This is a genomic window from Aeromonas sp. 6P (genome assembly GCF_051919525.1).
GTDB lineage: Bacteria > Pseudomonadota > Gammaproteobacteria > Enterobacterales > Aeromonadaceae > Aeromonas > Aeromonas veronii.
On sequence record NZ_JBQBEO010000002.1, the window covers coordinates 1,835,521 to 1,854,318 of the forward strand.

Annotated in this window: 13 protein-coding genes and 1 pseudogene; 7 read left to right on the forward strand and 7 right to left on the reverse strand. The window is 60.6% G+C overall.

Features of this window, described 5'->3' with window-relative positions:
- Positions 1-6: 6 nt before the first annotated feature.
- The 6 genes from ispG to ACTG2J_RS08715 all read left to right on the forward strand — a co-directional run bounded on the left by ispG (position 7) and on the right by ACTG2J_RS08715 (position 6,287).
- Positions 7-1,122 (forward strand): flavodoxin-dependent (E)-4-hydroxy-3-methylbut-2-enyl-diphosphate synthase, encoded by a 1,116-nt coding sequence (ispG, locus tag ACTG2J_RS08690; RefSeq protein ID WP_439988762.1) that lies wholly within the window; start codon positions 7-9, stop codon positions 1,120-1,122.
- Positions 1,123-1,259: 137 nt separating this feature from the next.
- The gene (gene hisS, locus ACTG2J_RS08695) at positions 1,260-2,537 is read left to right on the forward strand and encodes a histidine--tRNA ligase (protein ID WP_439997395.1); all 1,278 of its coding nucleotides are present in this window, start codon (positions 1,260-1,262) and stop codon (positions 2,535-2,537) included.
- Positions 2,538-2,540: 3 nt separating this feature from the next.
- Complete coding sequence (locus ACTG2J_RS08700) at positions 2,541-3,191, forward strand: YfgM family protein (RefSeq protein ID WP_040066512.1); 651 nt, start codon at positions 2,541-2,543, stop codon at positions 3,189-3,191.
- Complete coding sequence (bamB, locus tag ACTG2J_RS08705) at positions 3,184-4,368, forward strand: outer membrane protein assembly factor BamB (protein WP_121463506.1); 1,185 nt, start codon at positions 3,184-3,186, stop codon at positions 4,366-4,368. Before ACTG2J_RS08700 ends, bamB begins: the two co-directional genes overlap by 8 nt.
- A gap of 74 nt (positions 4,369-4,442) precedes the next feature.
- Complete coding sequence (der, locus tag ACTG2J_RS08710; RefSeq protein ID WP_005333794.1) at positions 4,443-5,939, forward strand: ribosome biogenesis GTPase Der; 1,497 nt, start codon at positions 4,443-4,445, stop codon at positions 5,937-5,939.
- A gap of 123 nt (positions 5,940-6,062) precedes the next feature.
- Positions 6,063-6,287 carry a zinc ribbon domain-containing protein gene (locus tag ACTG2J_RS08715; RefSeq protein ID WP_439988761.1) on the forward strand — a complete coding sequence of 75 codons (225 nt, stop codon included), beginning with the start codon at positions 6,063-6,065 and terminating at the stop codon, positions 6,285-6,287.
- Positions 6,288-6,660: 373 nt separating this feature from the next.
- Here ACTG2J_RS08715 and mltF read toward each other — a convergent pair whose 3' ends face one another.
- The gene (mltF, locus tag ACTG2J_RS08720; RefSeq protein WP_005344877.1) at positions 6,661-8,145 is read right to left on the reverse strand and encodes a membrane-bound lytic murein transglycosylase MltF; all 1,485 of its coding nucleotides are present in this window, start codon (positions 8,143-8,145) and stop codon (positions 6,661-6,663) included.
- A 149-nt stretch (positions 8,146-8,294) separates the two neighbouring features.
- Here mltF and purL point away from each other — a divergent pair, with 149 nt between their 5' ends.
- On the forward strand, positions 8,295-12,218 hold the full coding sequence (gene purL, locus ACTG2J_RS08725) for a phosphoribosylformylglycinamidine synthase (protein ID WP_439997396.1): 3,924 nt from the start codon (positions 8,295-8,297) through the stop codon (positions 12,216-12,218).
- Positions 12,219-12,447: 229 nt separating this feature from the next.
- Here the strand turns inward: purL and nuoN are convergent.
- The 6 genes and pseudogenes from nuoN to nuoI form a co-directional block, all read right to left on the reverse strand.
- Positions 12,448-13,916 (reverse strand): annotated as a pseudogene (gene nuoN, locus ACTG2J_RS08730) (NADH-quinone oxidoreductase subunit NuoN).
- A complete protein-coding gene (gene nuoM / locus ACTG2J_RS08735; protein ID WP_136502287.1) occupies positions 13,913-15,457 on the reverse strand; it encodes an NADH-quinone oxidoreductase subunit M in 1,545 nt (514 codons plus the stop codon). Before nuoM ends, nuoN begins: the two are co-directional and overlap by 4 nt.
- A 98-nt stretch (positions 15,458-15,555) precedes the next feature.
- Positions 15,556-17,403 (reverse strand): NADH-quinone oxidoreductase subunit L, encoded by a 1,848-nt coding sequence (gene nuoL / locus ACTG2J_RS08740; RefSeq protein ID WP_439997397.1) that lies wholly within the window; start codon positions 17,401-17,403, stop codon positions 15,556-15,558.
- Positions 17,400-17,708, reverse strand: coding sequence for an NADH-quinone oxidoreductase subunit NuoK (nuoK, locus tag ACTG2J_RS08745; RefSeq protein WP_005337247.1), 309 nt, complete (start codon positions 17,706-17,708; stop codon positions 17,400-17,402). The genes nuoL and nuoK overlap by 4 nt, the downstream gene beginning before the upstream one ends.
- Positions 17,705-18,244: an NADH-quinone oxidoreductase subunit J gene (gene nuoJ, locus ACTG2J_RS08750; protein WP_069555763.1), complete on the reverse strand. Its 540-nt coding sequence runs from the start codon at positions 18,242-18,244 to the stop codon at positions 17,705-17,707. Before nuoJ ends, nuoK begins: the two co-directional genes overlap by 4 nt.
- Before the next feature lie 10 nt (positions 18,245-18,254).
- A complete protein-coding gene (nuoI, locus tag ACTG2J_RS08755) occupies positions 18,255-18,797 on the reverse strand; it encodes an NADH-quinone oxidoreductase subunit NuoI (protein ID WP_005351100.1) in 543 nt (180 codons plus the stop codon).
- Position 18,798: the final 1 nt, after the last annotated feature.

Here is an 18,798-nt window from a genome sequence, read left to right on the forward strand (position 1 = left end):
TTTCCCATGTCTTCTCACGAATCACCCATCATTCGTCGTAAATCCAGACAGATCATGGTTGGTAATGTACCGGTTGGGGGCGATGCCCCCATTACCGTGCAGACCATGACCAACACCAAGACCACAGATATCGCCGCCACCATCGAGCAGATCCAGCGGATCGAGCGGGTCGGTGCCGATATCGTCCGTGTCTCCGTGCCCACCATGGAGGCGGCGGAAGCCTTCCGGCTGATCAAACAGCAGACCCGCATCCCCATCGTCGCCGATATCCACTTCGACTATCGCATCGCCTTGAAAGTGGCCGAGTACGGTGCCGACTGCCTGCGTATCAACCCGGGCAACATCGGCAACGAGCAGCGGGTGCGCTCGGTGGTCGATTGCGCGCGCGACCTCAATATCCCGATCCGTATCGGGGTCAATGGCGGGTCGCTGGAGAAAGATATTCAGGAGAAGTACGGCGAGCCGACCCCCGAAGCGCTGGTGGAGTCCGCCATGCGTCACGTGGACTACCTCGATCGCCTCGATTTCCAGGACTTCAAGGTGAGTGTCAAGGCCTCTGATGTGTTCCTGGCAGTCGGTGCCTATCGCCTGCTGGCCAAGCAGATCGAGCAGCCGCTGCACCTTGGCATCACCGAAGCGGGCGGTTTCCGTGCCGGCGCGGTGAAGTCTGCCATCGGTCTGGGCATGCTGCTCACCGACGGCATCGGCGATACCCTGCGTATCTCGCTGGCGGCGGATCCTGTGGAGGAGGTGAAGGTCGGTTTCGATATCCTCAAATCCCTGCGTATTCGCTCCCGTGGCATCAACTTTATCGCTTGCCCATCCTGCTCACGGCAGGAGTTCGATGTGATCGCCACCGTCAATGCGCTGGAAGAGCGGCTCGAAGATATCATCACCCCGATGGATGTCTCCATCATCGGTTGCGTGGTGAATGGCCCGGGCGAAGCACTCGTCTCCGATCTTGGTCTGGCGGGTGCCGCCAACAAGAGTGCCTTCTATGAAGGGGGCCAGCGGGTCGATCGGCTCGACAACAAGGATCTCATTCCAACTCTGGAGCGCCGCATTCGCGCCCGCGCCGCCATGCTGGATCCCGCTAACCGGATCCCGATGGACAAGGAGTGAGCGAAACAGGGCCACATTGGGTGGCCCTTTTTCCAGGTGACTGATTTTAAATCCCGCATCCGGATTCCCTGATTTTACCTTGGGGGGAAAATCCCTATAATGCGGCCAAATTTTACCTCTTTTTCTCGAGTATCAACGTGGCAAAACAGATCCAAGCTATTCGCGGTATGAATGATTGCCTGCCGGAGCAGAGCCCGGTATGGCAGAAGGTTGAACAGATCCTGCGCCAGGTCGTTGCCAGCTATGGCTACAGCGAAGTGCGCATGCCGATTGTCGAGCAGACTCATCTGTTCAAGCGCGCCATCGGTGAAGTGACCGACGTGGTCGAAAAAGAGATGTACACCTTTGAAGATCGCAACGGCGACAGCCTGAGCCTGCGTCCGGAAGGGACCGCCAGCTGCGTCCGTGCCGGTATTGAACACGGTCTGCTCTACAACCAGGAACGCCGGATGTGGTACATGGGCCCCATGTTCCGTCACGAGCGTCCCCAGAAGGGCCGTTATCGCCAGTTCCACCAGTTCGGTGTCGAGCTGTTTGGCATCAACGGGCCGGACATCGACGCTGAGCTGATCATGCTGACCCACCGTCTGTGGCGTCTGTTTGGCATCAGCGAGCATGTCACCCTGCAGCTCAACACCTTGGGTCAGAGCGCCGAGCGTGCCGCTTACCGCGATGCGCTGGTGGCCTATCTGGAGCAGTACAAGGAGCAGCTGGACGAAGAGAGCCAGCGCCGCATGTACAGCAACCCGCTGCGGGTGCTCGACTCCAAGGATGAAAAGGTGCAGGCCATTCTGGCAGATGCCCCGCGTCTGTTCGACCATCTGGGCGAAGAGAGCCTGGCCCACTTCGAGGGACTCAAGCGCCTGCTCGAGTCTGCCGGTATCAAATACGAAGTGAACGAGCGTCTGGTGCGTGGTCTTGACTACTACAACCTGACCGTATTCGAGTGGGTCACCAGCAGTCTGGGTGCCCAGGGCACCGTCTGTGCCGGTGGCCGCTACGATGGTCTGGTAGAACAGCTGGGCGGTCAACCGACCCCGGCCGTGGGCTTTGCCATGGGCATGGAGCGTCTGGTGCTGATGCTGGAGACCCTCGAGCTCAACGCCGATATCCGCCCGGCGGTGGATGTATATCTGGCGATGGTGGGCGAGGGGACCGAGCAGGCTGGCTTCCAGCTGGCCGAGCGTCTGCGCGATGCCCTGCCGGACTTGCGCCTGATCAGCCACTGCGGTGGTGGCAACTTCAAGAAACAACTCAAACGTGCCGACAAGAGCGGCGCGGCAATCGCCCTGATCCTTGGTGAAACCGAGGTGCAAAACGGGGAGATCACTATCAAATATCTGCGTGGTCAGGCCGAGCAACAGACCGTCAAGGTTGACGCCGCCATTGCCCTGCTGGCAGCCAAAGGAGAGTAAGCTGTGGAAGTCTATACCACCGAAGAACAACAGGTTGAGGTTATCAAGGAGTGGTGGAAAGAGAACGGAACCTCGGTGATTGCCGGGACCGTGATCGGTCTGGTCGGTCTGTTCGGCTGGCGCTATTACAACCAGCACCAGCAAGAGACCATGGAGGCCTCCTCCCACTCTTACAACCAGGTGATTGAGCAGCTGGCCAAGGGCGATGCCGCCGGTTTCGAGCAGGCACAGCAGTTTGTTACCGCCAACAAGGGTGACTCCTACGGTGAACTGGCCGCGTTGCAACTGGCTGCAGCTGCCGTCAAGGCGGGCAAGCTGGATCTGGCTGTCGAGCAGCTGGAGCTGGTGGCGACCACGGGTGACGAGAGCATTCGTCCCATCGCGGCGCTGCGTCTGGCCCGTGTGCTGAATGATCAGGGCAAGGCAGATGAAGCGCTGGCCAAGCTGGCAACCATCCAGAATGAGGCCTTCAAGGCGCAGGTAGCCGAAGCCCGTGGTGATGTGCTGCAAAAGCAGGGCAAGACCGAAGAGGCTCGTGATGCCTATCAGGCGGCGGCGGATGCCGGCGGCCTGCAGGGTAGCGCCGAGCTCAAGCTGAAAATGGACGATCTGGCCTTGCCAGCCGTTGCGACTGGTGAGGCACCGGATGCGTAATCTATTCAAGATGGTGGCGCTGGGGGCTGCGGTCTCCTTCGCTCTGCAGGGTTGCTCCCTGTTCAGTTCCGAAGAGGATCTCAACCCGATGGCGCCGCTGCCCAAGGTTGAATCTGCCTTCACTGCCGACACTGCATGGTCATCTACTGTGGGTGATGGCATCGGTGACTTCTACTCCCAGCTCAAGCCGGTGGTGGAAGAGGATCGTATCTATGCGGCGGCCCGTGACGGCGATGTCAGCGCCTTTGACCGTGCCAGTGGTGATCGCCTCTGGACCGTCGATCTGGCCGACCTGCCGGTCAACGCCGACAAGCGCAGCGCCCGCCTTTCCGGCGGCCTGGTTTCCCGTTACGGCAAGCTGTTCCTCGGTTCCGAGAACGGGGTGGTCTACGCCCTGAACGAAGAGAATGGCGAAGTGCTGTGGCAGACCAATGTGCCCGGTGAAGTGGTGGCAAGCCCCGCGGTGGAAGATGGCCGCGTGGTGGTGTTGACCACCTCCGGTAGCCTGATCGCCCTCGACACTGATGAAGGCAAGATGCAGTGGTCGCTCTCCGAAGAGCAACCACCGCTGACCCTGCGCAGTGTCGGTGCACCGGTGATCACCAACGGCGCCGTGATTTACGGTCGTGCCGATGGCAAGGTGGGCATCGCCCTGCTGAGCAACGGCCAGCCTGTGCGCCAGTCCAAGGTGGCTGATCCGCGCGGTGCCACCGAGCTGGACCGCATGGTTGACGTCGATGCCAGCCCGCTGATTGCCGGTGATGAGCTCTATGCCATCGCCTACAACGGTCAGCTGATGGCGCGCAAACTGATGACCGGCGATGAAGTGTGGAAGCGCAAGTATTCCGGCTATCGCGATCTGGCGATGACCGGCAATGCCATCGTGCTGACCGACAGTCGCAGCCATCTGTTTGCCATCGACCGTCGCAACGGTCTGGAGCTGTGGTCCAACACCCAGCTGGAAAATCGTACCGTCACTGCACCTGTCATCTTCGGTGACTATGTGGTGGTGGGTGATGTGGAAGGATACCTGTATTGGCTTGATCGTACCGACGGTACCATCAAGGCGATGCAGCAGCTCGATAGCAGTGGTCTCTATGCCGCCCCGCTGGTGGATGGCGAGACCCTGTATGTGCAGAGCCGTGACGGCAAGTTGTACGCCCTCAAGCGTCCTTGATCGTCCGATAATGTGAATATCCGGCTCCTGGTCTTCGGACCCGGAGCCTTTGTCGTCTTGAGAATGAGGCTTTTATGACTCCTGTAGTAGCCCTGGTGGGCCGCCCCAACGTGGGGAAATCCACCCTGTTTAACCGCTTGACCCGTACTCGGGATGCCCTGGTTGCCGATTTTCCCGGTCTGACCCGGGACCGTAAATACGGTCAGGCGAAGTTGGGCGAGCTGGAATTTATCGTGGTCGATACTGGCGGTATCGATGGCACCGAAGAGGGGATCGAGCTGAAGATGGCCGAGCAATCTCTGCTGGCCATCGAAGAAGCGGACGTCGTGCTGTTCATGGTGGATGCCCGTGCCGGTCTGACCGCGGCGGATCAAGCCATCGCCGAGCACTTGCGCAAGGCCCACAAGAAGGTATTTCTGGTGGCCAACAAGACCGACGGTATCGACGGTGATTCCGCGGTCTCCGAGTTCTACGGTCTGGCGCTGGGCGAGGTCTACCAGATCGCGGCCGCACACGGTCGTGGCGTGCTGAGCCTGCTGGAACTGGCCCTGGCTCCCCATCTGGAGACCCTGGTCGACTCCGCTACCGATGAAGATGCGCAGGATGAGGAAGAGGAGGACTTCGACGAAGAAGCCCTGCTGCGCATGGTGGCTGCCGGTGAACTCGATACCAAAGAGGACACCAAGGAGACCCCGTTCGCCGACCTGCCCATCAAGTTCGCCATCGTCGGTCGTCCCAACGTCGGTAAATCTACCCTGACCAACCGCATGCTGGGTGAAGATCGGGTCATCGTCTATGACATGCCCGGCACCACCCGTGACTCCGTTTACATTCCGATGGAGCGTGACGAGCAGAAGTATGTGGTTATCGACACCGCCGGTGTGCGTCGTCGTGGCAAGGTGCACGAGACGGTGGAGAAGTTCTCCGTTATCAAGACCCTGAAAGCCATCGAAGATGCCAACGTTTGCCTGCTGGTGATCGACGCCCAGGAGACCATCACCGATCAGGACTTGAGCATCCTTGGCTATGTGCTCCACGCCGGTCGCTCCGTCGTGCTGGTGGTGAACAAGTGGGATGGTCTGGATCAGAAGGTGAAAGAGGATGTGAAGAACGAGCTGGATCGTCGCTTGGGCTTCATCGACTTCGCCCGCGTCCACTTCATCTCCGCCCTGCACGGTAGCGGCGTCGGCCACCTGTTTGAATCCATTCAGGAGGCTTACCAGTCCGCCACCCGTCGTACCAGCACGGCCATGCTGACCCGCATCATGCAGATGGCGCAGGAAGATCACCAGCCGCCGATGGTCAATGGTCGCCGCGTCAAGCTCAAGTATGCCCACGCCGGTGGCTACAACCCGCCGCGCATCGTGATCCACGGCAACCAGCTGAACGACTTGCCGGACTCCTACAAGCGGTATCTGATCAACTACTTCCGCAAGTCCCTCAAGATCATGGGCTCGCCGATCCGGGTCGAGTTCCAGGAGTCGGTCAACCCGTTTGAAGGCAAGAAAAACACCATGACCCTGAGTCAGGAACGTCAGCGCAAACGCCTGCTGAAAATGAAGAAGAAATAAGTCCTTGCGGCTGCCCTCACCGGCAGCCGCTTTGTTATCCTCGCCATGTTAAGGTGAGGAATAAGGGGAGGGGGATCTGCCATGGAACAAGACCATGGCAGATCCACTTTCGAGGAGTTGATTATGGAAGCCCTGTTTTGCCCGTCATGCCAGGCTGAACTGGATACCCGCAGCAAGGAGCAAACCTGTGGCCAGTGTCAGGTCAATGTCCGCGTCACGGCCATCTGCCCCACCTGCCAGCAGGAGCTGGAGCGTCTCAAGGCGTGCGGCGCGGTGGATTACTTCTGCAACCACTGCAACTCGCTGATCTCCAAGCGGACGGTACAGTTCAAGGCGGCGCTGGTGTAAGACGATAATCAGGTGAGAAAGAAGATAAAAAAACCCGGCGAATGCCGGGTTTATGCTGTGTGCTCTGCAATAAGCAGGGTATAGGATCGATTTCTGCGCCACAGGTTGCGCTTGATGTCATTAAGCTTGAGTTTGCGTCTGGGGCTCCAGCTGCACTTCGCTTTTCTGACCAGACTGATTTTTCTACGTTTTTGCATCTTGGTCTCCTCCCAACTCAGGTGGCCATCCCGGCCTTGGGTCATTGATGGAGCCCATCCGAAATTGCTGTTATTTAATCTCTCAACATAATGAAAACAATGCGATTTCGGATAGGCTCCGATGTGAATCGATGGTAACAGAGAAGTTTGCGTGAAAACAGCCGAATAATGGCTGGTTAGCGCATGGTGATTTGATTGACCACTTCGGCGATGGCGGTGGGGCGCTCGGCTAGCTCGGGCTCGCTGTCGTTGTCGAGACTCTCCCGCTGATGTGCCTTCTGCTGCTCGTTGTCGAGCCAGAGCAGACTCTGGTAATACTGGCGCACGTTGTTGACATAGTTGCGCGCCTCGCTGCCACGGGCATAGCCGTAACGTACCTTGCGGTGCCAGCGCGCTTGCTGTAGCAGCGGCAGCACCTCTTTCACGTCGCTCCAGGCGTCAGGATTCTTGCCGAGCTCTTTGGTCAGGCGGCGGGCGTCCATCATGTGGCCGTAACCTATGTTGTAGGCGGTGAGGGCAAACCACACCTTCTCGTCATCGGGCACCGAATCCGGCACCTTCTCCATCATCTGTTGCAGATAGAGGGAGCCACCCTTGATGCTCTCTTCCGGATGAAGCCGGTCGTTGACTCCCATCGCCTTGGCGGTGGGCTCGGTCAGCATCATCATGCCGCGCACGCCGGTGTAGGAGCGGGCCTGCGGGTCCCAGTGGGACTCCTGATAGCTGATGGCGGCGAGCAGACGCCAGTCGATATTCTTGGCGTGAGTCTGGAACAGCGGCTGGTACTTGGGCAGCAGGCTCTTGGCGCGCTTGAGGAAGGTGCGGGTATCGACAAAGTCGAAGTTCTGCACGTGGCCGAAGTACTTCTCGTCCAGCTTGGCGATGGCACCATCCATAAAGCGCTGACCGAAGAAGTCGATCACGCTGGCATAGAGGCTGTCATCGGGCAGCTTGCTCATGGCCCAGGCAACGGTCTGCTTCTGGGCCAGGGTCAGCCCCTCGGTGAGCTCCGGGTAGTAGCGCTGGGTACGGGCCAGCACGGTATCCTGCACCACCGTGTAGTCAATCTTGCCATCCACCACCTGCTTGAGCAGCTCCTCCACATCGGCGTTGTCGCTGGTGCTCCAGGCTAGTTTCGGATTTTCTTTGCTCATCTCTTTGAGCAGATCTTCACCGGTGGAGCCGGCGGCCACCACCAGCTTGCCCTTGATATCGTTTAACGAGGCAGGCTTGGGTTTGCCGTTGCGGTAGACCAGTTTGGGAGAGACCTGATAGAAGCCTGGGCCGAAGCGAAACAGCTCGCGCCGTTCGGGGGTGACCATGATGGCGGCAGCTGCCAGATCGAGTTTGCCCTTTTTCAGCAGGGTGACCAGTTGGTCAGTGGTGTCGACCGGGATGATGGTGAGTTTCACCCCCAACCAGTCGGCATAATTTTGCGCCAGCTCGTAATCGAACCCCTGGGCGAGGTCGTCACGCTGGTAATAGGAGGTGGGACCATAGATGGTGCCAACCCGGATCTCGCCTCGCTGGCGGATCTGCTCCAGCTGGCTGGAGGGGCTATAGAAGTCGCAGCCAACCAGCGTCAGCGTCAACAACAGCCCGATAAACAGTCGAAAAATGCAGCGCAAGTAGGTGAGTACCTTTGTTGAAAAAATCGGCATTTGTCAAAAAAGAGGCACCTTTATACCAGAGAGTGTGCGCAGAGTCACACTGCACGAAGTGAGAAAAACGTTTGTCCGCTGTGAGCCAGATCCCTATAATACGCGCGTCTCAATTCCCCCCCACTTTAAAACTTGGTGAGAAAGGTCATATGGATATCTTGCGTGGTGCCCCAGCACTGTCTGATTTTCGTGTCCAAAAACTGCTGCAACGCTTCGCACAGATGAGAAACGAGAGTGGAGTAGAGAGCGGAGTAGAGATAGAGGATGTCTATGCCGAGTATGTGCACTTTGCCGAGCTGACAAGTCCCCTCTCTCCCCCCGAGCGAGCGACCTTGGGCCAGCTCTTGCGCTACGGCCCGACCATCCCCGAACACACCCCCAGCGGTCAGCTGTTTCTTGTTACCCCCCGCCCCGGCACTATCTCCCCCTGGTCTTCCAAAGCAACCGACATCGCCCACAACTGCGGCCTGAAACAGGTCAAGCGGCTGGAGCGTGGTATTGCCTATTACCTGACCATCAAGGGGCAGGGTGAGCTGAGTGCCGCCCAGCGCAGCGCCATTGCCGCCGTGCTCCATGATCGGATGATGGAAGTGGTGTTTGCCGAGATGAGCGAAGCTGCCGCCCTGTTTGCTCACCACGAGCCGCGCCCCTTCACCCAGGTGGATGTGCTGGGCGGTGGTCGCGCAGCCCTGGCCGACGCCAACGTGGCGCTCGGTCTGGCGCTGGCCGACGACGAAATCGACTATCTGGTGGAGAACTTCACCAAGTTGGGTCGCAACCCCAACGACATCGAGCTCTACATGTTCGCCCAGGCGAACTCCGAGCACTGCCGTCACAAGATCTTCAATGCCGACTGGACCATCGATGGCGAGCAGCAGCCCAAGTCGCTATTCAAGATGATCAAGAACACCTTCGAGCAGACGCCGGATCATGTCCTCTCTGCCTATAAAGACAACGCCGCCGTGATGGAAGGGAGCCAGGGTGGCCGCTTCTTCCCGAGCCCGGCCAACGGCGAATACCAGTATCACCAGGAACAGGTCGACATCCTGATGAAGGTGGAGACCCACAACCACCCGACCGCGATCTCCCCGTTCCCGGGCGCAGCCACCGGCTCCGGCGGCGAGATCCGCGACGAGGGAGCCACCGGTCGCGGTGCCAAGCCCAAGGCGGGTCTGGTCGGTTTCTCCGTCTCCAACCTGCGCATTCCCGGCTTCGAGCAGCCCTGGGAGCAGGATTTCGGCAAGCCGAGCCGTATCGTCAGTGCCTTCGACATCATGCAGGAGGGGCCGCTCGGCGGAGCCGCGTTTAACAACGAGTTCGGCCGTCCGGCCATTCTCGGCTACTTCCGTACCTTCGAAGAGGAGGTGCCGAGCCACAACGGCGTCGAGGTGCGTGGCTACCACAAACCCATCATGCTGGCAGGCGGCATCGGCAACATCCGCACCGAACATGTCCAGAAAGGGGAGATCCCGGTCGGCGCTGCGCTGATCGTGCTGGGCGGCCCGGCGATGAACATCGGTCTGGGCGGTGGTGCCGCATCCTCCATGGCCTCCGGCCAGTCAGCCGAAGATCTCGACTTTGCCTCGGTGCAGCGTGACAACCCCGAGATGGAGCGCCGTTGCCAGGAGGTGATCGATCGCTGCTGGCAGCTGGGTGACGACAACCCCATCGTCTTTATCCACGATGTGGGGGCGGGCGGTCTCTCCAACGCCATGCCGGAGCTGGTCAACGACGGTGAGCGTGGCGGTCGTTTCGATCTGCGCGCCATCCAGAGCGACGAGCCGGGCATGAGCCCGCTGGAGATCTGGTGCAACGAATCCCAGGAGCGTTACGTGCTAGCGGTAGCGCAGGACAAGCTGCCGCTGTTCAAGGCCCTGTGCGAACGTGAGCGCGCACCCTATGCCGTCATCGGCACCGCGACCGAAGAGAAGCATCTGACCCTCTCTGACAGCCACTTTGACAATCAGCCCATCGATCTGCCGCTGGACGTGCTGCTCGGCAAGGCGCCCAAGATGCACCGTGACGTGGTGACCCTCCCAGCACAGGGCAAAGCGCTCCAGCTCGATGGCATCACTTTGAGTGACGCGGCCGAGCGGGTTCTGCGTCTGCCGACCGTAGCGGAGAAGTCCTTCCTTATCACCATCGGCGATCGCAGCGTGACCGGTCTGGTCAATCGCGACCAGATGGTTGGTCCCTGGCAGATCCCGGTGGCCGATTGCGCCGTCACTGCTGCCACCTACGACAGCTATCACGGCGAAGCCATGTCCATGGGCGAGCGTACCCCGGTGGCGCTGCTCTCCCACGCCGCCTCCGCTCGCATGGCGGTAGCGGAAGCGCTCACCAACCTGGCGCCGGCTCATATCGGGTCGCTGAAGCGGGTCAAGCTCTCCGCCAACTGGATGGCCGCTGCCGGTCACCCGGGGGAAGATGCCGGTCTCTATGAGGCGGTCAAAGCGGTGGGCGAGGAGCTCTGCCCGGCTCTTGGTATCACCATTCCGGTGGGCAAGGACTCCATGTCCATGAAGACCCGCTGGCAGCAGGATGGCAAGGAGCACAGCGTCACCTCGCCGCTCTCCCTGCTCATCTCCGCTTTTGCCCGGGTCGAGGATGTGCGTAACACGGTTACTCCGCAACTGCGTACCGATCTCGGTGAAACCGACCTTATCCTCGTCGACCTTGGCAATGGCAAGCAGCGCCTCGGCGCCTCGGCGCTGGCGCAGGTCTATCGCCAGCTGGGTGACAAGGCGCCGGATCTCGACAATCCGGTCCAGCTCAAGGGCTTCTTCAACGCCATTCAGGCGCTGGTGGCTGATCGCAAACTGATCGCCTACCACGACCGCTCCGACGGTGGCCTGTTCGTCACCCTGACCGAGATGGCGTTTGCCGGCCACTGCGGCCTCGACATCCAGCTCGATCGCATCGGCGGCGAGCTGCTGCCGGCGCTGTTCAACGAAGAGCTGGGCGCCGTCATTCAGGTGCGTCGTGAAGATAAAGAGGCGGTGATGACCCTGCTGGCCGGTCACGGTCTGGCAGCCTGCTCCCATGTGCTCGGCACAGTGCGCGAAGGGGATCTCATCACCTTGCAGCGGGGCGGTCAGGAGGTCTATCGTGCCAGCCGTACCGCTCTTCGCACCATCTGGGGCGAGACCAGCTGGCAGATGCAGCGCCTGCGCGACAACCCCGAGTGCGCGGATCAGGAGCATGCTGCTCGTCAGGACGCCACCGATCCGGGTCTGCATGCCAAGCTGACTTACAACCCGTCCGAGGATGTGGCTGCACCTTACATTGCCCGTGGGGTCTCCCCCCGTCTGGCGGTGCTGCGTGAGCAGGGGGTCAACTCCCACGTGGAGATGGCGGCGGCGTTCGATCGCGCCGGTTTCGCGGCGGTCGATGTCCATATGAGCGACATTCTCTCCGGTCGCATCAAGCTGGAGGAGTTCCAGACCCTGGTGGCCTGTGGCGGCTTCTCCTACGGTGACGTGCTGGGGGCGGGGGAAGGCTGGGCCAAGTCCATCCTGTTCAATGACAACGCCCGCGAGCAGTTCCAGCGCTTCTTCGAGCGTGGCGATACCCTCTCTCTGGGTGTCTGCAACGGTTGCCAGATGATGTCCAACCTGCGGGATCTCATCCCGGGTGCCGATCTCTGGCCGCGCTTTGTGCGCAACCGCTCCGAGCGCTTCGAGGCCCGCTTTAGTCTGGTGCAGGTGCAGGAGTCCCCATCGGCCTTCTTCGCCGGCATGGCAGGCTCGGTGATGCCTATTGCCGTTTCCCACGGGGAAGGGCGTGTCGAGGTGCGCGATGCCGCTCACCTGAGCGCACTGCAGCAGAGCGGTCTGGTAGGGCTGCGCTTTGTCGACAACCGCGGTCAGGTGACCTCGCGTTACCCGGCCAACCCGAACGGCTCGCCGGACGGCATCACCGCAGTGACTACCACCGACGGTCGCGCCACCATCATGATGCCGCACCCGGAGCGGGTGTTCCGCACAGTGGCCAACTCTTGGCACCCCGACAACTGGGGCGAGGACGGCGCCTGGATGCGGATGTTCCGCAACGCCCGGGTTCGTCTGGGTTAATAGAGACAGCACGAGCGCATAAAAACAGAAACCGGCCAATTGGCCGGTTTTTTTATGGAGCAACTGAGTGGGTTAGGCAAGCGAGGTGGCCAGTCAGCCAATGGCTTTGTCGCAGCGTATGTTGATGAGGGAGAGAGTTGATCCATGCTCTGCAAATGGGTTCGGGGGAAAGGATGAGGATAAAAAAAACCGGCAGCCAAGGCTGCCGGTTTTGATTTGGAGAAGGGGATTATTGCAGAACTACGTTCTGGAAACTCTGTACCAGAGAGATGACCGGTTGTGGGTAGAGGCCGAGCAACACCACCAGCGCTGCAGAGAGCAGCACTACCAAACCACCGGAGGAGAGTGCCCAGCCCAGTCGGCGCTGGCATCGCGCTGCTGCATACCCGGTTCGCGCAGATAGAGGGTCACCATCACCTTGAGGTAGTAGTAGAGACCCAGTGCGCTGCCGAGCACGATGGCACCGGAGAGCCACCAGAGCTGCGCCTCGACGGTGACGCCGATGAGGTAGAACTTGCCGATAAAGCCGAGGGTCATCGGGATGCCCGCGAGTGACAACATCATCACCGTCAGTACGGCAGTCAGATAGGGGCGCTTCCAGAACAGACCACGATAGCTGTGCAGGGAGTCGGCATCCTTGCCGCGATAGGGGCTCGACATCATGCTCACCACCCCAAAGGCACCCAGGCTGGTGAACAGATACATCAGCAGGTAGACCCCGGCTGCTTCCACCGGCATCTGGCCGAATCGGCTCGCCACGATCACCGCCAGCAGGTAACCGAAGTGGGAGATGGAGGAGTAACCCAGCATCCGTTTGACGTTGGTCTGCACCAGGGCCAGCAGGTTGCCGACCAGGATGGATATGACCGCCATGGCTGCCAGCAGCCAGTGGATCATGGGATCGCTCGCCGCCGGTACCGCCAGATAGAAGCGCAGCAGCACGGCAAAGACCGCCACCTTGCTGACGGTGGCGAGGAAGGTGGCGACCGGTGCCGGGGCACCTTCGTAGACATCCGGGGTCCAGAGGTGGAAGGGGGCCAGGGAGAGTTTAAAGGCAAAGCCGACCAGCATTAACCCCAAACCGCCCATCAGCAGCGGATGGTGAGCCGGGCTCTCGGCCAGGGTCTGCCCCAGGGCTGCAAAGCTCAGGCTGCCTGCCTGCGCATAGAGCAGCGCCATGCCAAACAACAGGAAGGCGGTGGCGGCGGCAGAGAGCACCATGTATTTCACCGCGGCTTCCAGCGAGTGGCGCTCGCGGTAGGCGTAACCCACCAGACCGAACATTGGCAGGGTCAGCATCTCGATCCCGATAAAGAGAGAGGCGAGGTGACGGGAGCAGGCTAGCACCAGACCACCAGCGGTGGCGATCAGCAGCAGCAGGAAGAACTCCTCCCGGTTATCCGGGTAGGCTTTCAGCCACGATTGACCGAAGGTGCAGGTGGCCAGGGCGCCGATGAGCACCAGTCCCATGTAGAAGACGGCGTAACTGTCCACTTGCAGCAGCGGGGTGACCCCCTGATCCCCTTGCGCCATCACGATGGGCAGCGAGAACAGAGCAAGGTTGAGGCCAACAATGGTCACGGTAAAGGCGGTGGTGACACAGCGGCGCCAGGCGATGGCCAGCATCAGGGCCGCCATGGCCCCGGTGGTCAACAGCAGGGGAAGCAGTGCCAGCAGTTGGGAAGCGGAGAAAGTCATTGCAGGGCTCCAGCAGTCGGCAGCAGATACCAGTGCAGCACGTTGATAAGGCTGCTGCTGGCGGTGTCAATCACGGGTTGGGGATAGAGGCCAAGCAGAACCAGCAGGCCCGCGATCACCATCATCATGGTCAGCTCGCGGCGATCCAGTCCCTTGAGCATGCTCTCATCCTTGGCGGGGCCAAAGCAGGCGCGCTGCAACATGATGAGGGAGTAGACCGAGGCCAGTACCAGACCGAAGGTGGCGACTGCCGTGATGACAGGGGCAACCTGGAAGCTGCCGACCAGGATCAGGAACTCGCCGACAAAGTTGCCGGTGCCCGGCATGCCGAGCGACGCCACCGAGAAGAACAGCATCACGCCGGGCAGATAGCGCAGGCGTCCCCACAGGCCGCCCATCTGGCGCAAATCCCGGGTGTGTAACCGCTCGTAGAGCTGACCGCAGAGGATAAAGAGGCCGGCTGCGGAGAGACCGTGGGCGATCATCTGCACCACGGCGCCCTGCAGGGCCAGCTCGCTCCCCGAGTAGATAGCGATCATCACAAAGCCCATGTGGGAGATGCTGGTGTAGGCTACCAGCCGTTTGATGTCGGTCTGGGCAAAGGCCACGATGGCGCCATACACGATGCCGACAAGACCCAGCACCATGGCGTAGGGAGCAAATTCGGCGGACGCCTCGGGGAAGAGCGGCAAGGCAAAGCGCAGCAGACCATAGGCGGCGGTTTTGAGCAAAATACCGGCCAAATCCACCGAGCCTGCGGTCGGCGCCTGACTGTGGGCATCCGGCAGCCAGCCGTGCAGCGGTACCAGCGGCATCTTGACCGCGAAGGCGATAAAGAAGCCCAGCATCAGCAGCCACTGAACGCCCTTGCTCATCGGGGTATTGAGCAGCTCCAGATAGTTGAAGGTGAAGACTCCGGTGGCATGCTGGTGGGTCAGCACCAGCCCGATGATGGCCACCAGCATGATAAGGCCACTTACCTGGGTGTAGATGAAGAACTTGGTTGCTGCGTTGATCCGTGATTTGCCGTCAGTGACCGAATGGCCCCAGAGCGCAATCAGGAAGTACATGGGGACCAGCATCATCTCCCAGAAGAAGAAGAAGAGGAACAGGTCCAGCGCCATAAAGACCCCGAGCACGCCGCCCAGGATCCAGAGCAGGTTGAGGTGGAAGAAGCCGATGCGCTGCACGATCTCTTTCCACGAACAGAGAATGGCCAGTACCCCGATAAAGCAGGTGAGGATCACCATCAACAGTGACAAGCCATCCACCGCCAGATGCAAAGAGATGCCAAAGCGCGGGATCCAAGGCAGGCGCCACTCGGCGGCCCAGGCGGAGGCAGCACCAGAGACGCCCGCGCTGTCGAGACCCGTGGTGGCAAGGGAGAAGTCTCCACTTAGCCAGATGGCACAGGAGAGCAGCAGGCTGGCGCTCATGGAGAGCAGGGCTACCCAGCGGACAAACTGCCCGCCGAGACGCTCCATCTGCCAGCAGAGCAAGCCGCCGATAAAAGGAATTAGCAAGATCCAGAGTAAGGTCACGGTATCAGCTCTCGTTCAAGTTCATATGAGATTGCGCTCCCTGTTCCATCAGGGAGAGCAAACAGCCCGGCTGTACGATCTTCGTGTTGTTCATCGCGTTATCCCAGCAGCAACAGCGCCAGCACCAGCACGGCGCCGATCCCCATGGAGGCGGCATACCAGCGCAACTTGCCGGTCACGGTCCAGGCCAGCAGCTGGTTGCCACGCAGGGCAAGCCAGGCGGGTAGGCCCATCATCCAGTCCAGCGGATCCTGCCCGACCAGACGGGTCGCCAGCAGATAGGGTTTGACCCACAGCTGGTCATAGAGCCAGTCAAAGCCCCAGGCGTTGAACCAGAGGGTGCTGAGCAGCCGGCCTGGCGCGCTGTTGGCAATGGAGGTGGCCAGACGGCGCTCACCAAGGAACAGAAACGCGGCCAGCGCAATGCCTGCGATGGCAATGATGCCGGAGGCTACCTCCAGTGCATGGCGACCCTCTTCGATGTGATCCCCCGGGCCTGCGGGCAGTACCCCAGCCAGCGGCGGGGTGATCAGCGCCCCGATGCCGGTAGAGAGCACCAGCAACACCAAGAGCGGCAGGTGGTGAGCCAGACCATGGCCCGCATGGGCTTTGGTCTGCTCTTGGCCATGGAAGGCGATAAAGATCAGCCGGAAGGTATAAAGCGACGTGAGGAATGCCCCTACCAGACCTGCCCACAGCAGCGCGCTTTGGCCAGAGGCTTCTACTTGCCACAGGATGGCGTCCTTACTGTAGAAACCGGAGGTGACCAGCGGCAACGCCGCCAGCGCCGAGCCACCCACCAGGAAGCAGGCATAGACCAGCGGCAGGCTCTTGCGCAGGCCACCCATTTTGAAGATGTTCTGCTCGTGGTGGCAGGCGACGATAACGGCACCGGCGGAGAGGAACAGCAGCGCCTTGAAGAAGGCGTGGGTCATCAGGTGGAAGATGGCCCCTTCCCATGCGCCGACACCGAGTGCCAGGAACATGTAACCAATCTGGCTCATGGTGGAGTAGGCGAGGATCCGCTTGATGTCGGTCTGAACCAGCGCCGCAAAACCTGCCAGCACCAGCGTGATGGCGCCAACCAGCCCGACCAGATGGAGGATCTCCGGCGCCAGCAGGAACAGGCCGTGGGTACGAGCAATCAGGTAGACACCGGCGGTCACCATGGTGGCGGCGTGGATCAACGCGGAGACCGGGGTCGGGCCTGCCATCGCATCCGCCAGCCAGGTTTGCAGCGGCAACTGTGCCGATTTACCGACCGCGCCGCCCAAGAGCATCAGACAGGCCAGTGACAGGGCAGGGGAGCCCTCGGCAAACAGGGTCGGGGCACGAACCAGCAGCTCGTGGATATTGAGGGTGCCCAGTTCCCGATAGAGGATAAACAGGCCGATGGCGAGGAAGACATCACCCACCCGGGTCACGACAAATGCCTTGAGGGCGGCCGCTCCGTTCTTGCGATCCTTGTAGTAGAAGCCGATCAGCAGATAGCTGCACAGCCCCACCCCTTCCCAGCCGAGGTAGACAAACAGCAGGTCATCGGCCAGCACCAGAAACAGCATGCTGGCGATAAAGAGGTTGGTGTAGGTAAAGAAGCGGGAGTAACCCTCTTCTCCGCGCATATACCAGGAGGCGAACAGGTGGATAAAGAAACCCACCCCGGTCACCACCCCCAGCATGGTCAGCGACAGGCCATCCAGTGCCAGCGAGAAGCTCGGGGTAAAGTTGCCTACCGCCATCCATTGCCACAGGCGCTGGATATAGACGCCACCCTCAGGCGGGTTGCCCAGAAAGTCGATGCCGACCCACAGGGTAGTGAGGGCCGACAGGCCAATGGATCCCACCCCGATCAGCGCCGAGGTACGCTCACCAAACCGGCCGAGGGAGAAGGCCAACACCAGCCATCCCAGCAGCGGAAATAGAAAAGTCAGATATAAGAGGCTCATCCGCGCATCTCGCTCACAGTGTCCACGTTTAGGGTGTGGTAACGACGATAGAGCAGCAGTAACAGGGCAAGGCCGATACTGGCCTCCGCTGCCGCCAGAGAAATCACCAGGATATACATGATCTGGCCATCGGCCTGGGCCCAGCGGCTACCCGCCACCACAAACGCCAGTGCCGAGGCATTCATCATGATCTCGATACTCATCAGGATGTAGAGCAGGTTGCGGCGGATCAGCAGACCGCACAAGCCGATGCAGAAGAGCACCGCGGCCAGCAGGAGGCCGTGCTCCATAGGGATTCCATTCATTGCTGACCTCCTTCTTGTGCAGAGCGCGGGACGGAGAGCACTTCACCGCTCTTCTCTTCCCGACCCAGGTGATAGGCGGTTACCAGACCCGCCAGCAGCAGGATGGAGGCAAGCTCCACCGCCAGCACATAGGGGCCAAAGAGCTCGACACCCACCTGCTTGGCGGTCACCTCGGTCACTCCGATCAGGCCCCCGGTCACCCCGAGAATGCCGTGGGCCAGAAAGCCCAGCAGGATCAGCGAGAGCAGGGCTGGGCCCCCCCAGGTCATGGGGGTGAGCCACTTTTTCTCCTGTGCCTGGGCACTCCCCAGGTTCAGCATCATCACCACGAACACGAACAGCACCATGATGGCGCCGGCGTAGACGATCACCTGCAGGGCGCCCGCAAAGGCGGCACCCAGGCAGAAGAAGATCATGGCCACGGCGATGAGGGAGATGATGAGATTGAGCAGCGCATGCATGGGATTGCTGGTGCTGATCACCCGCAGCGTGCTGTAAATGGCCACCAGGGCCGAGGCATAAAATGCCAGTTCCATGATTGACTCCTCAGGGCAGCAGGCTCTTGACATCGATGGGCTTGGCTTCGTTTTCGGCATCCCCTTTCGGCTTGCCGTCGATGGCCATCCCGCTCATGCGATAGAAGTTGTAGTCCGGGTATTTGCCGGGCCCGCTGATCAGCAGATCTTCCTTCTCGTACACCAGATCCTGGCGGCGATACTCACCCATCTCGAAATCCGGTGTCAGCTGGATGGCGGTGGTGGGGCAAGCCTCTTCACACAGGCCGCAGAAGATGCAGCGAGAGAAGTTGATGCGAAAGAACTCCGGATACCAGCGGCCATCATCCCGCTCAGATTTTTGCAGCGAGATGCAGCCGACCGGGCAGGCAACTGCGCAGAGGTTGCAGGCCACGCAACGCTCGTCCCCGTCGGGGTCGCGGGTCAGCACGATGCGACCGCGGTAGCGGGGGGCCGCATAGACTGCCTGCTCCGGATAGTTGAGGGTTTCACGGGGCCGCCAGGCATGGGAGAAGACCATGGCCAGACTGCGTAACTGGGTGCCGACACCCTGAATAATGCTAACAATTTTCATA

Excerpts from the sequence above, each read along its gene's own strand:
- der (WP_005333794.1), top strand. The coding sequence starts at position 4,443 with ATGACTCCTGTAGTAGCCCTGGTGGGCCGCCCCAACGTGGGGAAATCC.
- ispG (WP_439988762.1), top strand. The coding sequence starts at position 7 with ATGTCTTCTCACGAATCACCCATCATTCGTCGTAAATCCAGACAGATC.
- mltF (WP_005344877.1), bottom strand. The coding sequence starts at position 8,145 with ATGCCGATTTTTTCAACAAAGGTACTCACCTACTTGCGCTGCATTTTT.
- nuoK (WP_005337247.1), bottom strand. The coding sequence starts at position 17,708 with ATGAATGGAATCCCTATGGAGCACGGCCTCCTGCTGGCCGCGGTGCTC.
- ACTG2J_RS08715 (WP_439988761.1), top strand. The coding sequence starts at position 6,063 with ATGGAAGCCCTGTTTTGCCCGTCATGCCAGGCTGAACTGGATACCCGC.
- nuoL (WP_439997397.1), bottom strand. The coding sequence starts at position 17,403 with ATGAGCCTCTTATATCTGACTTTTCTATTTCCGCTGCTGGGATGGCTG.
- nuoI (WP_005351100.1), bottom strand. The coding sequence starts at position 18,797 with ATGAAAATTGTTAGCATTATTCAGGGTGTCGGCACCCAGTTACGCAGT.
- bamB (WP_121463506.1), top strand. The coding sequence starts at position 3,184 with ATGCGTAATCTATTCAAGATGGTGGCGCTGGGGGCTGCGGTCTCCTTC.
- nuoJ (WP_069555763.1), bottom strand. The coding sequence starts at position 18,244 with ATGGAACTGGCATTTTATGCCTCGGCCCTGGTGGCCATTTACAGCACG.
- purL (WP_439997396.1), top strand. The coding sequence starts at position 8,295 with ATGGATATCTTGCGTGGTGCCCCAGCACTGTCTGATTTTCGTGTCCAA.